18 protein-coding genes and 1 pseudogene are annotated in these 19,018 nt (G+C 63.6%); 15 read left to right on the top strand and 4 right to left on the bottom strand.

The genetic code is table 11. The annotated features are described in order from the left end of the window. Positions 1-236: 236 nt before the first annotated feature. A complete protein-coding gene (gene dnaA, locus BGP02_RS22005) occupies positions 237-1,769 on the bottom strand; it encodes a chromosomal replication initiator protein DnaA (RefSeq protein WP_261939530.1) in 1,533 nt (510 codons plus the stop codon). A gap of 163 nt (positions 1,770-1,932) precedes the next feature. Further along, positions 1,933-2,298: a hypothetical protein gene (locus BGP02_RS22010; RefSeq protein WP_157211457.1), complete on the bottom strand. Its 366-nt coding sequence runs from the start codon at positions 2,296-2,298 to the stop codon at positions 1,933-1,935. A 288-nt stretch (positions 2,299-2,586) separates the two neighbouring features. Between BGP02_RS22010 and rpmH the strand changes: the two genes are divergently transcribed. The 11 genes and pseudogenes from rpmH to BGP02_RS22065 all read left to right on the top strand — a co-directional run bounded on the left by rpmH (position 2,587) and on the right by BGP02_RS22065 (position 9,806). Beyond that, positions 2,587-2,721 carry a 50S ribosomal protein L34 gene (gene rpmH, locus BGP02_RS22015; RefSeq protein WP_010806664.1) on the top strand — a complete coding sequence of 45 codons (135 nt, stop codon included), beginning with the start codon at positions 2,587-2,589 and terminating at the stop codon, positions 2,719-2,721. Between the two features lie 61 nt (positions 2,722-2,782). Continuing rightward, entirely contained in the window at positions 2,783-3,289 is a 507-nt protein-coding gene (gene rnpA, locus BGP02_RS22020; protein WP_083902298.1) for a ribonuclease P protein component, read from the top strand. A gap of 14 nt (positions 3,290-3,303) precedes the next feature. Continuing rightward, a pseudogene (gene yidD, locus BGP02_RS22370) lies at positions 3,304-3,513 on the top strand (membrane protein insertion efficiency factor YidD); the annotation flags it as partial. Positions 3,514-3,687: 174 nt separating this feature from the next. Then, complete coding sequence (yidC, locus tag BGP02_RS22030; RefSeq protein WP_017233885.1) at positions 3,688-5,343, top strand: membrane protein insertase YidC; 1,656 nt, start codon at positions 3,688-3,690, stop codon at positions 5,341-5,343. Positions 5,344-5,451: 108 nt separating this feature from the next. Beyond that, positions 5,452-6,846 carry a tRNA uridine-5-carboxymethylaminomethyl(34) synthesis GTPase MnmE gene (mnmE, locus tag BGP02_RS22035; RefSeq protein WP_017233884.1) on the top strand — a complete coding sequence of 465 codons (1,395 nt, stop codon included), beginning with the start codon at positions 5,452-5,454 and terminating at the stop codon, positions 6,844-6,846. A 167-nt stretch (positions 6,847-7,013) separates the two neighbouring features. Further along, a complete protein-coding gene (locus BGP02_RS22040) occupies positions 7,014-7,193 on the top strand; it encodes a hypothetical protein (protein WP_026131941.1) in 180 nt (59 codons plus the stop codon). 148 nt (positions 7,194-7,341) lie between these two features. Then, positions 7,342-7,698, top strand: a complete 357-nt coding sequence (locus tag BGP02_RS22045) for a hypothetical protein (RefSeq protein ID WP_017233882.1) — start codon at positions 7,342-7,344, stop codon at positions 7,696-7,698. A 14-nt stretch (positions 7,699-7,712) separates the two neighbouring features. Then, positions 7,713-8,327 (top strand): YMGG-like glycine zipper-containing protein, encoded by a 615-nt coding sequence (locus BGP02_RS22050; RefSeq protein ID WP_017233881.1) that lies wholly within the window; start codon positions 7,713-7,715, stop codon positions 8,325-8,327. Between the two features lie 80 nt (positions 8,328-8,407). Continuing rightward, a complete protein-coding gene (locus BGP02_RS22055) occupies positions 8,408-8,791 on the top strand; it encodes a hypothetical protein (RefSeq protein ID WP_286799289.1) in 384 nt (127 codons plus the stop codon). A 157-nt stretch (positions 8,792-8,948) separates the two neighbouring features. After that, positions 8,949-9,533, top strand: a complete 585-nt coding sequence (thpR, locus tag BGP02_RS22060; RefSeq protein ID WP_017233879.1) for an RNA 2',3'-cyclic phosphodiesterase — start codon at positions 8,949-8,951, stop codon at positions 9,531-9,533. A gap of 57 nt (positions 9,534-9,590) precedes the next feature. Continuing rightward, complete coding sequence (locus tag BGP02_RS22065) at positions 9,591-9,806, top strand: hypothetical protein (protein WP_017233878.1); 216 nt, start codon at positions 9,591-9,593, stop codon at positions 9,804-9,806. Between the two features lie 97 nt (positions 9,807-9,903). On the opposite strand, the gene BGP02_RS22070 is transcribed toward BGP02_RS22065, so the two are convergent. Further along, positions 9,904-10,698 carry an MHYT domain-containing protein gene (locus BGP02_RS22070; protein WP_017233877.1) on the bottom strand — a complete coding sequence of 265 codons (795 nt, stop codon included), beginning with the start codon at positions 10,696-10,698 and terminating at the stop codon, positions 9,904-9,906. A gap of 424 nt (positions 10,699-11,122) precedes the next feature. On the opposite strand from BGP02_RS22070, the gene BGP02_RS22075 reads away from it, so the two are divergent. Further along, the gene (locus BGP02_RS22075) at positions 11,123-12,688 is read left to right on the top strand and encodes a DHA2 family efflux MFS transporter permease subunit (protein ID WP_286799291.1); all 1,566 of its coding nucleotides are present in this window, start codon (positions 11,123-11,125) and stop codon (positions 12,686-12,688) included. Between the two features lie 156 nt (positions 12,689-12,844). Next, the gene (locus BGP02_RS22080) at positions 12,845-13,792 is read left to right on the top strand and encodes a DedA family protein/thiosulfate sulfurtransferase GlpE (protein ID WP_268567085.1); all 948 of its coding nucleotides are present in this window, start codon (positions 12,845-12,847) and stop codon (positions 13,790-13,792) included. A gap of 81 nt (positions 13,793-13,873) precedes the next feature. Here the strand turns inward: BGP02_RS22080 and BGP02_RS22085 are convergent, their stop codons facing one another. Further along, the gene (locus tag BGP02_RS22085) at positions 13,874-14,329 is read right to left on the bottom strand and encodes a MarR family winged helix-turn-helix transcriptional regulator (protein ID WP_017233873.1); all 456 of its coding nucleotides are present in this window, start codon (positions 14,327-14,329) and stop codon (positions 13,874-13,876) included. 530 nt (positions 14,330-14,859) lie between these two features. Here BGP02_RS22085 and BGP02_RS22090 point away from each other — a divergent pair. After that, on the top strand, positions 14,860-16,635 hold the full coding sequence (locus tag BGP02_RS22090) for a ClcB-like voltage-gated chloride channel protein (RefSeq protein WP_502688506.1): 1,776 nt from the start codon (positions 14,860-14,862) through the stop codon (positions 16,633-16,635). 26 nt (positions 16,636-16,661) lie between these two features. Beyond that, on the top strand, positions 16,662-18,638 hold the full coding sequence (gene mnmC, locus BGP02_RS22095; RefSeq protein ID WP_261939537.1) for a bifunctional tRNA (5-methylaminomethyl-2-thiouridine)(34)-methyltransferase MnmC2/FAD-dependent 5-carboxymethylaminomethyl-2-thiouridine(34) oxidoreductase MnmC1: 1,977 nt from the start codon (positions 16,662-16,664) through the stop codon (positions 18,636-18,638). Positions 18,639-19,018 lie beyond the last annotated feature (380 nt).

The following is a 19,018-nucleotide window of genomic DNA, read 5'->3' on the forward strand; positions in this document are numbered from 1 at the left end:
ATCCTTCGTAGTAACTGTTAACGGGTGCCAGTTTCTGCTGAAAACCCGAAGATTCCCTTATCGATCAAGTGCTTGCAGAAGGGATAACAGGGCGGAAAACGCTGTGGACGAACCGGGGACGCTTTGTGCGCCGACCCGCTATTGTGCCCGAAAACGCCAGTTTCCCCCAAACCGCCCCCCGCTTATCCACAGGGATGCCGGCGACCCCGCCCGCCACCCCGCGCATCCGCCCGGCTTTACCCCTTGAGCGTCTGCTCCAGCACGTGCAACTCATGATTGAGCTGCGCATCCTTGCTGCGCTCTTCTGCGATCTTGCGTACCGCGTGCAGCACCGTCGTATGGTCGCGCCCGCCAAACAGTTCGCCGATTTCCGGCAGACTCTTCTGCGTCAGCTCCTTCGCCAGATACATGGCGATCTGCCGCGGTCGTGCAATATTGGCCGGGCGCTTTTTCGAATACATGTCCGCGACCTTGATATTGTAAAAATCGGCCACGGTCTTTTGGATGTTTTCGACAGAAATCTGACGATTCTGAACCGTCAGCAGATCTTTCAGCGCTTCCTTCGTCAGTTCGATGGTGATCTCGCGACCGTGGAACTTCGAGTAAGCCAGGATCTTGCGCAGCGCGCCTTCCAGCTCACGCACGTTCGAGCGCAGATGCTTGCCGACGAAGAACGCCACGTCCTCCGACAGCCCCACGCCCTCGACCTGCGCCTTCTTGATGAGAATGGCCACACGCATTTCCAGCTCGGGGGGCTCGATGGCCACCGTCAACCCGGAATCGAAGCGCGAAATCAGCCGGTCGTCGATGCCGGTGATCTCCTTCGGATACGTGTCGCTCGTGATGATCACCTGCGCACGGTTCGCGATAAGCGCCTCGAAGGCATAGAAGAATTCTTCCTGCGTACGACTCTTGCCCGAGAAGAACTGAATATCGTCGATCAGCAACAGATCGAGCGAGTGGTAGTAGCGCTTGAATTCGTCGAATGCCTTGCGCTGGTAGGCCTTGACCACGTCGGACACGTACTGCTCGGCATGGATGTACCGGATGCGCGGATTCTGCTTCTCGGCCAGCAACTGGTTGCCGATGGCGTGGATTAAGTGGGTCTTACCCAGGCCGACGCCGCCGTAAAGGAACAACGGGTTGTACGACGTGCCGGGATTGTTCGCGACCTGGATCGCCGCGGCGCGCGCGAGCTGATTCGACTTACCGGTCACGAAATTGTCGAAGGTCAGCACGGGATTGAGCTTCGAGCGCTCGTAGATCGACTCGACTTCTCCCAATTGCACCGGCTCTTGCGGCGTCACCCGCCAATTGCGGCGCACCGCGTCGGCCTCGCTCGCTTCCAGATCGGGGCGCTCACCGTCGAGCGACGCCGAATCGGCGCCACGACCGCCGTTCGCGGGAGCCTGCGACGCAGCCACGGCCGGATTCGCACGCGCGCCGCCAACGGGCGCCGGGGCAGGCGCCGCGCTCGGCGCAGGCGGGGGGGCGGGGGTCGACGAAGGCACGCGCATGCCAGCCTTCGGATCGAGCACAAACGTTACTTCGATCGGCGCATTCCAGAAGTCCGACGCCATGCTCTGGATTCGCCCGGAGAACTGGCTCTTCACCCAATCGAGCTTGAAGCGATTGGGTGCGCCGATCTTGAGCGTGCGCGCCTGTTCATCGAAGTCGAGCGGCGCCAGCGGTTTGATCCAGGTACGGAATTGCTGGGGCGTCAGCTCTTGTTCGAGACGTGTCGCGCAGTGTTGCCAGAAGTCATTCATGCAGGGCGTATCCAGGTGGCGCGGGCGCTCGTCCGACTCGTTCGGCCGACGCTCATGCCACCCACTATCCGATACATCAGACATGGGGGCAGAACGTCGCAAACCAAGCCGGCGATCCCGTTCCAGAGCAACGCTCGGACGGGCACGACCGGCCGGGGTCGAGTCAGACCGGCGGCGCATTGCAGGCACCCGGCAAACCACGAACCATGGCGCTGCGTTCGGGTTTTGCCTCGCGCGTACGGCCGGTGTCGGCGCGCGCAGACGACAAAACCCGGCGCGCTGTCCACATGGCGGCGTCACCGGTACTCTGCTGGGAAAAAAAATGATGGGGGATTTTACCGCCAAAGCGTTGGCAAAGCGAGTTATCCACAGGAATGCCCACAGCGCCGGCGTCTCCGGGCGGGCGGGCCGCGTTAACCCGCCTGACTTCGCGCCGTCCCTGCATAAATGCCCAGCAAATACGACGATTTGCCGCGACCGACGGGATATCTTCTTCGTCAGGTGTTTCCCTATCGGCAGAAATCAGCAATTCAAGCGATTTCAGCCATCATCGACCGCCGGAAGGCCGCTGGCTGGCGGATCTCCGCCGGCGACGGTGCCGGTCGCGTACCGGCGTATCGCATGTCATGGCTAACCTATTGACACACAACGGAAAAGCCGATTAAATAGCGGGTTCGTTAGAAAGATAACCGGATTCTATCCAACTCCCGACGGCTGGGCCGCGCGTGAAAGTCCTTGAATTTGCAGGTTTTCACGGTGTCCATGTGGCGTTTCACGATGCTGCTGCGCGGGAATTTTTTCACACAGTGAGTGCATCATGAAACGTACATTTCAGCCTTCCGTGACGCGCCGCAAGCGCACCCATGGCTTCCTGGTTCGCATGAAGACCCGTGGCGGCCGCAAGGTCATCGCCGCTCGTCGCGCCAAGGGCCGTAAGCGCCTGGCCGTCTAATCGCGGTTCTCGGTCGTACCGCGGTTTGCGCGTCAAATCCGCAAGGCGCGAAGTCCCGGCAATGGGGTTTCCCAAAGCTGCGCGACTTCTCAAAACGGATGAGTTTTCATCCGTTTTTAGTTTGCGTCCTTTGCGCCGCAGCGCGCACTTCGTGTTGTATATGCGTTGGCGCGAGTCTGCGCCGGACGCCCTTGTCGATATCGATGCCACGCCTCATGAGGGCCGCATCGGTATTGTCGTCGGTAAGAAGCACGCGCCCCGCGCGGTCACTCGCAACCTGATCAAGCGTCAGGCGCGCGAGATGTTTCGCCAGCGCCGCACCGCGCTGGCCGGCTGGGACTTCGTGCTGCGACTGACCCGGCGCTTCGACAAGGGAACGTACACGGCGGCGGCCGCGCCAGTGTTGAATACACTGTGCCAGGCCGAATTCGCGCAGCTCTTCGACGCGGCAGAGAAAGCCGCCCGCAAGCGCCGCACGACCGACGCCAAGACAGAAGGTAGTGAGTCCTACACGGTAGCGCCCGACCCCGGGCATGCGCCGCCCAACCGGCCACTTCGGCCGGACTGACAGGCGGAATCGAGATGCGAAGCGTGCTGTTGTTGCTCCTGCGCGGTTACAAGCTGGTGATCAGTCCCTGGCTGGGAAACCGTTGCCGCTTCCATCCGAGCTGCTCCGACTACGCACGCGAGGCCATCGTCGAACACGGTGCCGGTTACGGCACTTATCTCGCGGCCCGGCGTCTATGTCGCTGTCATCCGTTTCACCCCGGCGGCTTCGATCCTGTACCGCCGGCTCGACACGTCTGTCACGCTCCCGATAACACCGACCAAGGCGCCGCCGATACGGCCGCCGGAAGCGGTACGTCGAGAGCCAGACAGACGGTCTCGTCCGGGCCTGCGGCCGCATCGGCAGTTACGCGCCGCGCGCCGGGCCATTCCTGAGTTTCGTCCACCACGAGTTACCGCATGGACATCAAACGCACCGTTCTCTGGGTCATTTTCGCGCTGTCTGTCGTGATGCTTTTCGACAACTGGCAACGCGCCAATGGCCATTCGTCGCTGTTCTTCCCGACGCCCGAGGTCTCCGCCCCGGCCGCCAAGGGCGGAAGTCCGACGCCGGCCAACGACCTGCCACAAGGTGCCAACGCGGCGCCCGCGGCGGGGAGTGCCCCGGGCAACGCACCGGCCGCTGCCGCTGCGCAGAATGTCCGCATCACGACCGACGTCTATGACGCCGACATCAGCGCGCAAGGCGGCACCGTGTCGTTCCTGGCGCTCAAGCAATGGCCCGACGCCACCGAGGCCGACAAGCACGTGGTGTTGTTCGACAACACGCCGAGCCAGCAGTATTACGCTCGCACGGGTCTGATCGGCGGCGACTTCCCGAACCACAACGACATCTTCACGCAGGTGCCGGGCCCGACCACGATGACGGGCGACACACTGACCGTGAAGTTCGAATCGCCGGTCAAGGGCGGCCTGCAGTTGGTGCGTGCTTACACGTTCCATCGCGGCAGCTACGTGATCGACGTGTCGAACACGATCGTCAACAAGTCCGACGCCGCCATTCAGCCGACGCTGTACATGGAACTGGTGCGCGACGGCCGTGAGATCAGCGGCGCGAAGTTCTCGCACACGTTCACGGGCCCGACGGTCTACAGCAGCGACGAGAAGTTCCAGAAGATCACGTTCAGCGACATCGACAAGGACAAGGCGAAGTACGTCAAGCAGTCGAGCGATGGCTGGATCGGCATGGTGCAGCATTACTTCGCCACGGCCTGGATTCCGAAGGAAGGCGCCAAGCGCGACAACTACATCGGCAAGCTGGACAACGGCCTGTATCGCGTGGGCGTGAAAGAACCGCTCGCGAGCATTCCGGCCGGTGGCAGCGAGACGGTCGATGCGCGCTTGTTCGCCGGTCCGCAGGAAGAGCACATGCTCGAGCAGATTGCGCCCGGCCTGGAGCTGACGAAGGACTACGGTTACTTCACGATCCTCGCCAAGCCGCTGTTCTGGCTGCTCTCGAAGCTGCATGGGCTGATCGGCAACTGGGGTTGGGCGATCATTGCCGTGACCGTGATCATCAAGCTGGTGTTCTTCCCGCTGTCGGCCGCGAGCTACAAGTCGATGGCGCGCATGAAGGAAATCACGCCGCGGATGCAGGCACTGCGCGAACGCTACAAGAGCGATCCGCAGAAGATGAACGCGGCCCTGATGGAGCTGTACAAGACCGAGAAGGTCAATCCGTTCGGCGGCTGTATTCCGATCGTGATCCAGATTCCGGTGTTCATTGCCTTGTACTGGGTGCTGCTCTCGTCGGTGGAAATGCGCGGTGCGCCGTGGTTGGGCTGGATTCATGACCTCTCGACGCAGGATCCGTATTACATCCTGCCGGTGCTGATGGCCGTGTCGATGTTCATCCAGACGCGTTTGAACCCGACGCCGCCGGATCCGATGCAAGCCAAGATGATGATGTTCATGCCGCTCATCTTCTCGTTCATGTTCCTCTTCCTGCCCTCGGGCCTGGTGCTGTACTACGTGGTCAACAACTCGTTGTCGATTGCGCAGCAATGGTCGATCAACCGAATGCTCGGCAACAAGAAGGAAAAGAAGGCGGCCTGACGTATTCCGGTCCGACCGTCTGACTGACACAGCCGCCCGCGAGTCTCTCGCGGGCGGTTTTGTTTGGTGCATGTCAAAATAAGCCTCTGATTTTCAAAGAACCGTGCCATGAGCGCCACTGTCTCCGCCGTCCCGATTGCTGCCATTGCCACCGCCCCCGGACGCGGCGGGATCGGCGTGGTGCGGGTGTCCTTCGGCAAGCATCGCGGCGACGCCGTGCAGCGTGTGATCGCGCGTCTGGTCGGGCAGCCGCTCAAGCCGCGTCATGCGTCGTATCTGCCGTTTCTCGATGCCACCGGCGAGGCGCTCGATCGCGGCATCGCGCTGTACTTCCCCGGCCCGAATTCGTACACGGGCGAGGACGTGCTGGAGTTACAGGGTCACGGCGGACCAATCGTGCTGCAGCTGCTGTTGCAGCGGTGTCTCGATGAAGGGGCGGAACTGGGCGTGCGCCTGGCGACGCCGGGCGAATTTACGCATCGCGCGTTTCTGAACGACAAGCTCGATCTCGCGCAAGCGGAGGCCGTGGCCGATCTGATCGAAGCGAGCACCGAGGCTGCGGCGCGCTCGGCGAGCCGGTCGCTCGACGGCGCGTTCTCGCGCGAAATTCATTCCCTGGTGGATCTGGTGATTCATCTGCGCATGTTGGTCGAGGCGACGCTCGACTTCCCGGAAGAGGAAATCGACTTTCTGGAGGCAGCCGATGCCTTTGGGCAGCTCGAGCGGATTCGCGCGCAACTGGCGCGGGTGCTGTCGCAAGCGCGGCAGGGGGCGTTGCTGCGCGAGGGAATCAACGTGGTACTGGCGGGGCAGCCGAACGTGGGCAAGTCGTCGTTGCTCAACGCGCTGGCCGGTGCGGAGCTGGCCATCGTCACGCCGATTGCCGGGACCACACGCGACAAGGTGCAACAAACGATTCAGATCGACGGCATTCCGCTGCACATCATCGACACGGCGGGCTTGCGCGAAACGGAGGATGAAGTCGAGCGCATCGGCATTGCGCGTAGCTGGAGCGAGATCGCGAAGGCGGACGCCGTGCTGCATTTGCTCGACACGCGCACCGGCATGACGCCGGAAGACCAGGTCATCGCGAAGCAATTGCCGAAGCATGTGCCCATCGTGCGTGTGTACAACAAGACGGATCTGGCGGGCGAGCCGGCGACGGTGTTGCCGAAAGAGGGCGCGGCGCCGCTCGGCGTGCGGCTATCGGCAAAGGGCGGGCAGGGGATCGATCTGCTGCGCGCGGAGCTGCTCAAGATTGCCGGTTGGCAAGCGGGCAATGAAGGGGTGTTTCTGGCCCGTGAACGACATCTCTCGGCACTGCGCGCGGCGCGCGACCATATCGAGATGGCGGACGCACATGCTCGCCGCAACGCAAGCGCGCTCGATCTCTTCGCCGAGGAGTTGCGCCTCGCGCAGGAGCAACTCAGCACGATCACCGGCGAGTTCACATCGGACGATCTGCTCGGGGTGATTTTCAGCCGGTTTTGTATTGGGAAGTGATGGGGGCTTTGGGCGAGTTTTGTAAACAGGGCAATCGAATGACACAAACGGGGGAATCGCCAATTCAATACCCCCTTTCATCGGTTCATTGCGGAAAGCTGCGAGGGTTTCGCGGCAATGGATAAACTGACGCCGATATGGATGGAGTGGGGAGAATGACTTCATTCATGACCCTCACCGATGATCTCGTGCTGCAACCGCACCTTAATACGTATCGCTATGTGCCCCTGCCGGGTGGAGGCTTGGCAGCGACCAGCATCGCCACCATCGAGCGTCAGATGGATCCCATCGTCGTGCCGTCCCATAGAAAACGTAATGCTTTGAAACACTTCTCACAGGCGTCGTAATTGCTCCGTCGGGGCGACGGGCCTAGACTGGAAATCATCAACTCCCGGGCGGCGTTGCGTCTCGTCGGGTCACATTCCCCTCGTTGACGACACGCGTACGCGAGGCGGAATCCACCGCGCCCGGCGTTCGTATTTCGAGGTCAGTGTCGTGAAACGTCTTCCTGTTGTCCTCGGCTTTGGCGTCGTCGCCGTGGCCGCTGCCATGGCCAGCAGCAGCGCGCTCGCCTGGCATGGCGGCGGTGTGCGTGTCTGGGTCGGCCCCGGCTACTACCCGTACGGCTATCCCTACTATCCACCTGCGCCGTATTACGCCCCCCCCGTTGTCGTCGTTCCCAGCCAGCCGCAGCAGTACATCGAACAACCGCAACCCGGCGCCCAAGGCGACCCGTCCGGCGCGAACAGCGACACCTGGTACTACTGCGACAAGGCCGGCGCCTACTACCCCTACGTGAAAACGTGTCCGGCCGGATGGCGCGAAGTGCCCGCGCAACCGGCGTCGAACTGATCGGGAGACGCACCATGTCATTCGAATCGTCAGTCTCCCGAGCGCGTCATCGGTCGGTTGCCTCGCCTCAATCGCCCCAAGCAACGCCCGCCACCGGACGCAAGCGGCGCGCGCAACGTCTCACCGCGCCGCTGGCCATCGTCATCGCCGCCGCGACGCTCGCAGGATGCGCCGTGGTCCCCACCGGCCCGAGTCTCATGGCGTTACCCGGCACCGGTAAATCGTTCGACCAGTTCCGTCGCGACGATTTCAACTGCCGCCAATACGCCTCAGGCCAGAACGGCGGACTCGATACCGCCACCGCTGCCAACAACAGCGCCATCGGCAGCGCCGTCCTCGGCACGGCCATCGGCGCGGCCGCCGGCGCAGCCTTCGGCGGAAGCTCTGGCGCGGCCATCGGCGCCGGCGCGGGCCTGCTCACCGGGAGTGCCGTCGGCATGGGCAACGCGCAATCGTCTGCATACGTCACCCAAAGCCGCTATGATCAGGCCTACGTTCAGTGCATGTATGCGGCCGGCAATCGTGTCCCGGTTCGCGGCGACATGATGATGCCGCCCCAACCGGTGCAGCGCTATGCGCCACCGCCGCCACCGCCCCCGGGCTGGAAGCCCCCGCCCGGCAGCTACTGATTCCATAAAAATGACGTGATCCCGACGTCGCCCCGGCATGCGCTGTCGGCGACGTTGCATCGCTCTGCCCGAGACACTTGATGACCCACGATTCCACCGGCCAACGTACGCTCAACACGCCCGTGCTGCAAACCTCCCGCCGGGTGATTCTGCCCGCCATCATCGTCTCCGTCTGCGCCACGTTCATGCTGACGACGCACGCTCACGCACAGAACACCCCCTCAGCAGCCAACCCAGGCAATGCAACGACGTCGGCCGGCGCCAATGGCGCCACGGGATCGGGCGTCTTCAATCCGAGCGCCGACATCTCGCGCGCCATCTCCCACGACACCGCCGATACCGCCATCCAGAACAACTGGAACAGCATCATGCATCCGCCCGTGCAGGCCGAACCCCAAGAGAAACCGGCGGAGTCGCCCCGCCGCGGCCGTCGCGGCATCACCCCCGCCATCTCGACCAATTGACGGAACGAGCACCGCGCCAGCCTCACGCTTTTGCTGCCAGCGAGCGCGCCTCGTCAGAGCGTCGGGTGCCGCTCGCCCGCCCCCGGCCCAACTGGCGTTCGACCAGTAGCCCGTCTACTATGAGAATCATCAGCAGGATCCAACCTGTGGTGTTCTCATGCGACTCTTCCTTGCCCTGTGGCCTGGGTCAGGTGTACGTGCGCAGCTTCACGAGTGGGCCGCTTCAGCTCACGCGGAATGCGGCGGACGTGTACTGCGTGCCCAAACGCTGCACCTGACGCTGGCCTTTCTCGACGAAGTCGATCCCACCCGTCTGCCGGTACTGCTCGCGCTCATGCAACGCACGCCGCTCACGCCGTTCACGCTCACCTTCGACCATCTGGGCTATTGGGCCGATCGCAAGGTTGTCTGGGCTGGCGCGACCGGTGTGCCCGAGAGCCTCACCGCCACACGCGATGCACTCCTCTCGCAATGGCGCGCAACCGGCGCGCCCGTCGTCACGCAATCGTTTCGCCCGCATGTGACGCTGCTGCGCCATGCGCGGCGCGCGCCGTCCGATCTGAATCCCCGTCCGATCGTGTGGCATTGCGAGGGATATGCGCTCGTCCACTCGGTGCGCACGCCACGTGGCCCGCACTACCGCGTGCTCGCGCAACACCACGGCGGAGCGTCCGACGGCTTTAGCACGACCGCTCCCGAGAAATCGGCGATGCCAATAACGCAATACGGTATAGTCGGATGACGATGCATTGGCCGACCGGTTGGTGCATCGGTTTTTCGTCATTCGCAGGAGGCTCAAGTGCAAGTCGGATCGATCGTCAAATCCAATCACATCGCAGTGCCGCAGGGTGCCATGGGCATCGTCACCCGCGTGCTGGGCGACATGGCAATGGTGTGCTGGTATTCCGGCCAGCCCGGTGCATCGAAACAACTCAACACCGAACCGTTCTTCATCGCCGACCTGATCGAAACAGGCGATGTCATGCCTGTCGGAGGCAGCCCCATCCTGCACTGAACCGTGCGCGGCGCCGAAGGGCGCTCGCCCATCAATACGCCGGCCCGTCTTTTCGACGGGCCGGCGTTTCGCATTTCAGACGCATGCCACTGCGAGGTCAGACAGGTCCCGCGTGCTGACGCATGAGGGCGTCGAGGCGCGCCGCCATGCGCTCGCGCCGACGACGCGACGTACGATACAGCAGCACCGCCATCGCGAGCAGGACCACGCAGGCGATCAGGAACACGCCATACGGCAGCATGTCGCCATGCAGCCGCATGCTGATCTGCGCAGGCGTGGACGACGTGCAGATGATCGTGCCGGCGCGCATGCCCGTGTAGTGCATCCCGCAAACGGCCACCGCCATCACCAGCGACGCCAGCGCTCGTTGCAGACTCGTCTCGAGATGGAACGCCAGCCAGAGCGCCACGCTCGCCGCCACGATCGCGATGACCACCGACAGGGCGACGATGGCCGTATTCCATTCGAAATACGCCTGCGTGCGCACGGCGTTCATCCCCAGGTAGTGCATGCCCGCGACGCCCAAGCCGCCCGCCACGCCACCGATCACGCAGCGCACGGCATTGCGATAGGGCGCGCGCGCAACGTACCAGAGCGCCGCCCCCGAGACCACCACCGCCAACAGCAGACTGCCGAGCGTCGGCCATAGCGAATACGACACGGGAAATGGCATGCGCTGCGCGGCCATACCGATGAAATGCATGCCCCAGATGCCAATGCCCCCCAAGGCCAGGGCCGATACCACGAGATAGCCGACACTGATGCGGCCGTCGTCGTCGCGAATACGGGACGCGGCCACCAACGCCACATAGGCCCCCAGCGCCGAGATCACGAAGGAGAGCAGAACGAGGAATTCACTGTACTGAAGCGGAACGACGCTACCTGGCTGCATGGGCTGATCCTGTGATTTCGCAGTCGCCGGGGTGCCAAAAGCGCGGACGAGCGAACGGTAGTTGAGCCTGCACGACGACGCCCAGGGGGCCGCGACGTGGCTTCGCACACGTCGGACGTCAGCGGCGATTCAATCTCGACGGCCCGGCGACGTCAAGGGGCAAAAACGTCTTGCGTTCGCCAAACGAAGATCATTTGCCGCACGTCGATTACACCCAACGAAACAGTCTCGTCCCAAACCCTTACCGGGCGCGTGATCCGCGCAAACGCCCTCTGGTTGATCGGCCAATCGGCGCACATCCTGACGATTTAGAGCGCGAATTCCAAACCCTCGTCGCACACCATCGCCGTTCTGCGGCACCATCCGGGAATCACATTGGCCCGAGTCGCTGCGACCCGGCCAGCATTCCACGGAGACACTTCACATGGCCGACGCAGCCACCGCAAACGCCACCGCAGCGCCGCAGGGCGCGCCGTTGACCGGTACGCGACTGGCGATTCTCACGGTAGGCCTCGCGCTGGGTACCTTCATGGAGGTGCTCGACACGTCCATCGCGAACGTTGCGGTGCCCACCATTGCAGGCAGCGTCGGGGTATCGAACAGCCAGGGCACATGGGTCATCAGCTCTTACGCGGTGGCCGCGGCCATCGCGGTGCCTCTCACTGGGTGGCTGGCACGTCGCGTTGGGGAGGCGAAGCTGTTCGTGTCGTCGGTCGCGGCGTTCACCGTGGCGTCGATGTTGTGCGGTCTGGCGCCCAATATGGAGACGCTCGTCCTCTTCCGGCTGCTGCAGGGGCTCGTATCCGGCCCGATGGTGCCGCTCTCGCAAACCATCCTACTGCGCAGCTTCCCGGAAAAAAAACGCGGTCTTGCACTCGGCCTGTGGGCCATGACCGTGATCGTCGCGCCGATCTTCGGTCCCGTGGTGGGCGGATGGATCACCGACAACTACACCTGGCCATGGATCTTCTACATCAACGTGCCGGTCGGGATCTTCTCCGCCGTGTCCTGCTTCGTCCTGCTGCGCGGGCATGAGACGAAGACCCAGAAGCTGCCCATCGACCTGATCGGTCTCGCGCTGCTTGCTATCGGCGTGGGTTCGTTGCAGATGATGCTCGACCTCGGCAAGGACCGCGACTGGTTCAACAGCGGCTTGATCGTCACGCTCGCGCTCGCCGCGGCCATCTGCCTGTCGTTCCTGATTATCTGGGAGCTGACGTCCGACAAGCCCATCGTCGACCTCACGCTGTTCAAGGATCGCAACTTCGCGTTGGGCGTCGTGGTGATCTCGTTCGGCTTCATGACATTCTTCGCCTCGGTGGTCATCTTCCCGCTGTGGTTGCAAACGGTGATGGACTACACGGCAGGCAAGGCCGGGTTGGCAACGGCCCCCGTGGGCCTGCTGGCGCTGGTGCTCTCGCCGATCATCGGCCAGAACATGAACCGGCTGAACCTGCGCGCGGTGGCCTCGTTCGCGTTTGTCGTGTTCGCCGGCGTGTCGTTCTGGAATTCGCACTTCGCGTTAAATCTGTCGTTCGCGAAGGTGATCGAGCCCCGGCTCGTCCAGGGCATCGGCATTGCGTGCTTCTTCGTGCCGATGACGACCATCACGCTCTCGAGCATGTCCGACGAGCGCCTGGCGGCGGCGGCCGGCCTGTCGAACTTCTTCCGCACGCTCTCGGGCGCTATCGGCACAGCCGTGAGCACCACCCTGTGGGAGGACCGGGCGATCTACCATCACGCCCGGCTCGCCGAGAACCTCACGCCGTATTCCAACGCGACGACGAGCTATCTCGACCAACTGCGCCAAGGGCTGGGACTCGCGAACGGGACCGACTTCGGCGTGCTCAACGATCTCGTGACACGTCAATCGTTCATGCTGGCGACGAACGACATCTTTCATCTGTCGGGATATGTCTTTCTCGCCATGGCGGTGCTCGTCTGGCTGACTCGACCGAAGCGCGGGGCCCAGGCGGCGGTCGGGCACTGACGCGGGCGCCCCGTGACGACCCCGCCCCCCCCCGTCGCAACGCGACACCGCAATCGTTCCAGAAAAGCAACACTACGTCTCCGCTTCGCGGCTTCTGGCTGTGACCGCCGGACGCTACCATGCGGTATTGCGACTATTTGCCGACAGGGATCCTGCATGCTGTTCGATCTGATCGCCCGCTACGGGCTCTGGCTGGTCTTTCTGAATATCTTCGGACAGGCATTGGGGCTGCCGTTGCCGGCCTATCCCACACTCATTGTCACGGCGTCGACATCGCTGTTCCCGGCGCCGCTGATCGTCGCGCTGGCGATCGGCGCCGCGCTGCTGGGCGACGCGCTCTGGTTTCTTGCCGGACGCCGCTATGGTCACCATATCTTGCGGCTGATGTGTCGCCTGTCGATCTCGCCCGATACGTGTGTGAGCCGCACGGAGGGTGCGATGGGCCGCCACGGCGTGCGCGTCTTGATGTTTGCCCGCTTCGTGCCGGGACTCTCGGCGCTGTCGGTGCCGATGGCCGGTGCGCTGGGGGTGTCGTGGCGCACGTTCTTGATGTACGACGCAATCGGCGCTTTGGTCTGGTCGGGTGTCGCCGTGGCGCTCGGCGTGGGCTTCGCCTCGCACATCGTCGCCCTGCTCGACACCTTCGACACGCTCGGCCGCGGCGTGCTGTGGCTGATCGTGCTCGTTTTCGCGCTGTATCTGCTCAACCGCTGGCTCAATCGATACCGTCTGCTGCGCTCGCTACGCATGGCGCGCATTGGCGTTCAGACGTTGGAAAGCTGGATGAAAGACGACGTCACGCCCGTTGTGATCGACGTGCGCTCCGCCGCACTTCGGGCGGTCGATCCGTTCACGATCCCCGGAGCGCTGGCCATCGCCCCGAGCGAAATCGAGGAAAAGTTGCGAGATGTACCGCGCGATCGCCGCATCGTCGTGTTTTGCGCGTGCCCGAATGAAGTATCGGCCGCGCGCCTGGCGCAGCGCCTGCGTCAGCAGGGCTTCGCGGAAGTTCGTCCGTTGCTCGGTGGACTCGATGCCTGGCGCAATGCCGGCTACACCGTCGACAAGATCGATGGCATTGAATCGCTCGTCCCAGCCAACTGATCTTTCCCCGTTCGCGCGAACCATTGCGCACAATTGAATGACGCGCGCTTACCCAAAGGGAAGCGCGCGTTTCGCTTGAGATCAAGCGTCGTTCAGGGTGTCTTTGAGCTGAAGAAGCAGCGTGCGCAAGGTCTTTTGCGCGGCATCGGACTGCCCCGTGGCCGCCTGTATTTGCGCGGGCACCTGACGCGCGTCACGACGCAGACTCACCCCTCGTGGCGTAAGATCGATGAACACCTGACGTTCATCCACTTCGCCTCGTCGACGCGTCAAAAGCCCCATGGATTCGAGTCGTTTCAGCAGCGGCGTCAGCGTGCCGGAGTCGAGTCCGAGGCGCGCACCAAGCTGATTGACGGCAATGTCGTCCTGCTCCCAAAGCACGAGCATCGCCAGGTATTGCGAATACGTTAGGCCCAGTCTATCGAGCACCGGCTTATAGGCTTTCGTCATGGCAAGCGATGCCGAGTACAGCGCGAAACCCAACTGATCTTCCAGGCGCACGGGTGTTTTTTGTGCGGCTTTTTTGTTCACTGCCATTCGTAGACGACTTTTCAAATCCAATTCAATTGCGCGCCATTCTATTTCACCGCGTGGAATGTGGCCAGGTGCAATGACACGTCGCCTTACGTGCCGCACCAGGCGTTTCGGTGGAACGGCACCGGCCCCACCGTTGCGAGTGAAGGTGCGACGACAGGGTAGGTATATCGAGCGTCGGGCGGCCGCGCCGACCGTTTGTCGCGCGGCGCCGCCTTCGGACGATGTCGTTGTCGGCGGCAACCGTCACGGGAAACGGTCACGCGCATCCGTTCAAATGCGTTTGCAGCCTCGAAATTTACCTTTATCTGAATAACGCTCAGATAATCTCCGCGTCGGTCGCGGCCTCTACTCGCGATCGCTTTGAAAAAGTCGAAATCGGCAAATCGATGCGCGCGACACTGACATTCGATTCGGATGATCAATTCTCCGTCATCAACGCCCAAAACCCCATTTCCTGAGCATTACTCAGTTTTGTTGCGTTAACCCGCCGTCCAGCGGCGCGCTTTCAAAAATGAGCGTCGCTCGATACCATGAGACCCAATTCCGATCTCGACTGTCTTTTATCCGTGTCAGCAGTATCTGCCTGGGCGAAATCGCCCATTGTTGTATGGGTGCGGCGTCAGTTCGCCCCGAATACCCTGCAAATCACGTTGCTGCTTGCCGGCATCGTCGGTCTGCTGGGGGCGTTAGCCACCGTGGCGTTTCGCGAAGCGCTCTCGGGATTGCAATTTCTCCTCGCCGGCCACCGCAGCGGCATGGTCGAGCTGGCGCAAGGCCTGAACTGGTGGCAACGCCTGCTGCTGCCGACCACCGGCGGCCTGATCGCCGGGCTGATCCTGCAGTTCGCCACGTTGTGGGTGCCGAAGAAGGGCTCCGACGACTACATGGAAGCCATTGCCATCGGCACCGGCGTGCTGAGCCTGCGCCAGACCCTGGTCAAAAGCTTGTCGTCGCTGTGCTCGGTGGCCTCGGGCGCGTCGATCGGCCGGGAAGGGCCTATGGTGCAACTCGCCGCAATGTTCGCGTCGCTCGTCGGCCGCATGCTCGCCTTCCCGCCCGAGCGCTTGCGCCTGCTCGTCGCTTGCGGGGCGACGGCCGGTATCACGTCGGCGTATAACGCGCCGATCGCGGGCGCGCTGTTCATCTCCGAAATCGTCTACGGCTCGATTTCAACCGCAACGCTCGGCCCGCTGGTCGTCGCCTCAGTCATCGCGAATATCGTCATCCGTCAGTTTCTCGGCTACGAAGCGGTCTACCAGATGCCTCGCTTCGATTTCGTTTCCGGCTGGGAAGTCTTTTTCTACGTCGGCCTCGGCATTCTCGCCGGCGTACTCGCGCCGCTGTTCCTGCGCCTGCTCGACACCGCCAAGCATCGTTTCAGCGCGCTACCCGTGCCGCTGTTCCTGCGCCTCACACTTGGCGGCTTCATCGTGGGGATACTGTCGCTGAAGGTGCCGCACGTCTGGGGTAACGGCTACAGCGTGGTCAACTCGATCCTGCACACGCATTGGGCATGGCAAGCGCTCGCAATGGTGCTGGTGTTCAAGGTGCTGGCGACCGCATCGTCGGCGGGCTCCGGCGCCGTGGGTGGCGTGTTCACGCCAACGCTCTTCGTCGGTGCCGCGCTCGGCAGCCTCTATGGCATCGCGATGAATGCGCTCGCGCCTGCCGCCGCCTCGGTGGCGAGCAGCTACGCCGTGGTCGGCATGGGAGCGTTCCTTGCGGCAACGACCTATGCGCCGCTGATGTCGATTCTGATGATCTTCGAGATGACGCTGAGTTATCAGGTCGTGCTGCCGCTGATGTTGGCGTGCGTGACGGCCTACATCACAGCTCACACATTACGCGCGGATTCCGTCTACGCAAAATCGCTGCGCCGCAATCAGGTGGCAGGCCGATGGCTGTCGATGACCGGCGAGGGCAGCGAGATGCGCCTGTCGTCGCTGGCGACGGACAACGACGCCGTCGTCAACGACGCCATGACCTCGGAAGCCCTCGGCGAGCGCTTTATCGCCACCGGCTATCGCAACCTCGTCGTCCGCGACCAGGACGGCCGTCTTGTCGGAACACTCGACGCCGCACGCTGGTGGCGGCGGCAGGCCACCGGCGAACCCGCTGTCTGGACGGAGGTGATCGTGCCGTGCAAAGCGCTCGATGGCGAGATGACGCTGGTCGGCGCGCTGCGCGCCGTCGGCAAGCTGCACGTCGACTGGGTACCCGTGGCGAACGAGGCGGGCGAATGGTTGGGCGTGGTGTCGCTACCGGGACTCATCGAGATCGTGACAGAAGAGCGGGGCGGCGAATGAAGCGTCGCGCAGGCGCCAGTCCCATCATGCCGGCAGAACCGGCGACCGGCGCGGACGGCACCCCCTGTTCGGCAGTCTTCGACGAGGCCTATCACCGCACTGACGACGCGCTCGGTCAGGTGCGACATACCTTTCTGGGCGGCAACCGTCTGCCCGAACGCTGGCGCGGTCGCGAGGCTTTCGTGATCGTCGAGACCGGCTTCGGCCTGGGTCTGAATTTCCTGGCAACGTGGGCCGCCTGGCGGGACGATCCGCAACGGCCCGCGCGGCTGCATTTCGTGTCGGTGGAGAAGTTTCCGTTCCGGGTGCAGGATTTACGGCATTGTCTCGAGGCGATGCTCGTTCTGCCCGGCATGACGCAACTCGCGCCTCTGGTACAGAAGCTGTGCGACGTCTGGCCAGGCCCCGTGGCAGGCTGGCACCGGCTGGAGCCGGCGCCCGGCGTGGTCCTGAGCGTCGGTTTCGGCGACTTCTTCGATCTGATGCCGTCGCTGCGAGCCGGCGCGGACGCGTTTTATCTCGACGGTTTCACGCCTGAAAAAAACGCCGATCTGTGGACGCCTAACGTCTTCAAGACGCTTGGCCGTCTGGCACGTGACGGGGCCACGCTGGCGACGCATACCGCCGTCGAAGCGGTACGACGTGATCTCATCGGCGCGGGTTTCCAAGTCGCCCCGCGTGCCGGACACGGCGGCAAGCCGGACGTGCTTGCGGGCGATTACGCGCCGCCTTATCGCATGCGGCGTTACGATCCGCCCACCGTGCCCCCGCAGCGCGCCCGTGAGGCGATTGTGGTCGGCGCGGGAATGGCGGGGGCGGCGATGGTGCGGCGTCTTGTCGCCCGCGGCTGGCGGGTGCGCCTGTTCGAACGGGCACAAGCGCCTGGCACGGCGGCGTCGGGCAACCCGGCGGGGGTCTTTCATCCGCAACTCTCGGTTGACGATAACGTGCTGTCTCGCTTGACGCGGGCGGGCTTTCTGTACTCACTCTCGCAGTGGAGAACGCTGCCGGGTGGACTGCCCGGGCATGCCGACGGCTTGCTCCAGGTTGCCACGGACGACGATCAGGCGCACGCGTTGCAGCAACTCATAGCGGCGCACCGGTATCCGCAGACGTACGCGAAGTGGGTTGATGCGGCGCAAGCATCGGCGCTTGCCGGCGAAACGCTCGCGCGCGGCGGCGTCTGGTTTCCGGAAGGCGGCTGGCTGGCGCCGGCGATGCTCTGCCGGGCCGAATTGGTTGCTGCCGGGCCGTTGCTCGATGCCCGCTACGGCGTGAACGTGGAACGGCTCGAACGCTGCAATGGCCGCTGGACCGCGATCGACGAAGCGGGTCACGTGTTGGCCGAGGCCGACGCCATCGTTGTGACGGCCGCAGACATCTCCCAGAAACTGCTCGCGCCGTACCTCGCGCCCGAGTTTTTGCCCGTCAAACGGGTGCGCGGGCAATTGACGTTCCTGCCCCCCGACATGTTGACCGACCTGCGCGTGCCGGTCTGCGGAGACGGTTACGTAACGCCGTCGTCGCTGGGGGGCACTGGGCCCATCACAGGTGCGACCTACGGCTTCGACGACCCGGCCGAGGCCATACGCGTCACCGATCACCAGGCCAATCTGCGTCGGCTTGCCGCGCTGTTGCCAGCCCATGCGAGCACGCTCGGCGATGGTGGGCTGGCGAGCGAGCACGCCGCCGCCGAATTGGGCGGGCGCACGGCGTTTCGCTCCATGGTGCCCGACCGCCTGCCGATGGCGGGGCAACTGCCTGACATGGCCATTCTCGACACGCAACGTCAACAGCTGGGCGGCGGGCATCTCCGAGATCTGCCGCGCCTTGACGGCCTGTATGCCAGCTTCGCGTTCGGCTCTCGGGGCCTGGTGTTCGCGTCGTTGTGCGCGGAGCTGGTCGCCAGTCAGATCGAGGGCGAACCGTGGCCGGTCGGCAGCGATCTGGCCGACGCCATCGACCCGGCGCGATACCTGATGCACTGGCTGCGCAAAGGCTGACAACGCGCGTGCCCCAACAGGCACGCCGGCTTCGCGCGCCGTCGGGCTTGGCCGGATCCTTCGCTCGCCGCCCCCGCGACCCGCGACCTCGCTATCTCCCATCGACGTTTCCCACGTTCCTTCATGACGCGCGGCCCACGCCCGCCTGCCGTCGTTCTCCGAAAATACACGGGGATTCAATAAATCGAATCTGACCCTATAGCGACGGTAACCCCGCCCCATGCGGGGGCGGCGCCCCTTCGGGGCTTGCCCCCGTAACTCCCGGCTGAAGGGCCATATCCCGCCTCCAAGGTGCGCCGTCCCCACCGTTCGGCATCGGGATGAAATGGGTTTGTGCCAGGTCAAACCTCCTGCCATCGAGACGCCCGTTTGGAAGCGTC

The organism is Pandoraea sp. 64-18, from assembly GCF_001899225.1.
Lineage (GTDB): Bacteria > Pseudomonadota > Gammaproteobacteria > Burkholderiales > Burkholderiaceae > Pandoraea > Pandoraea cepalis.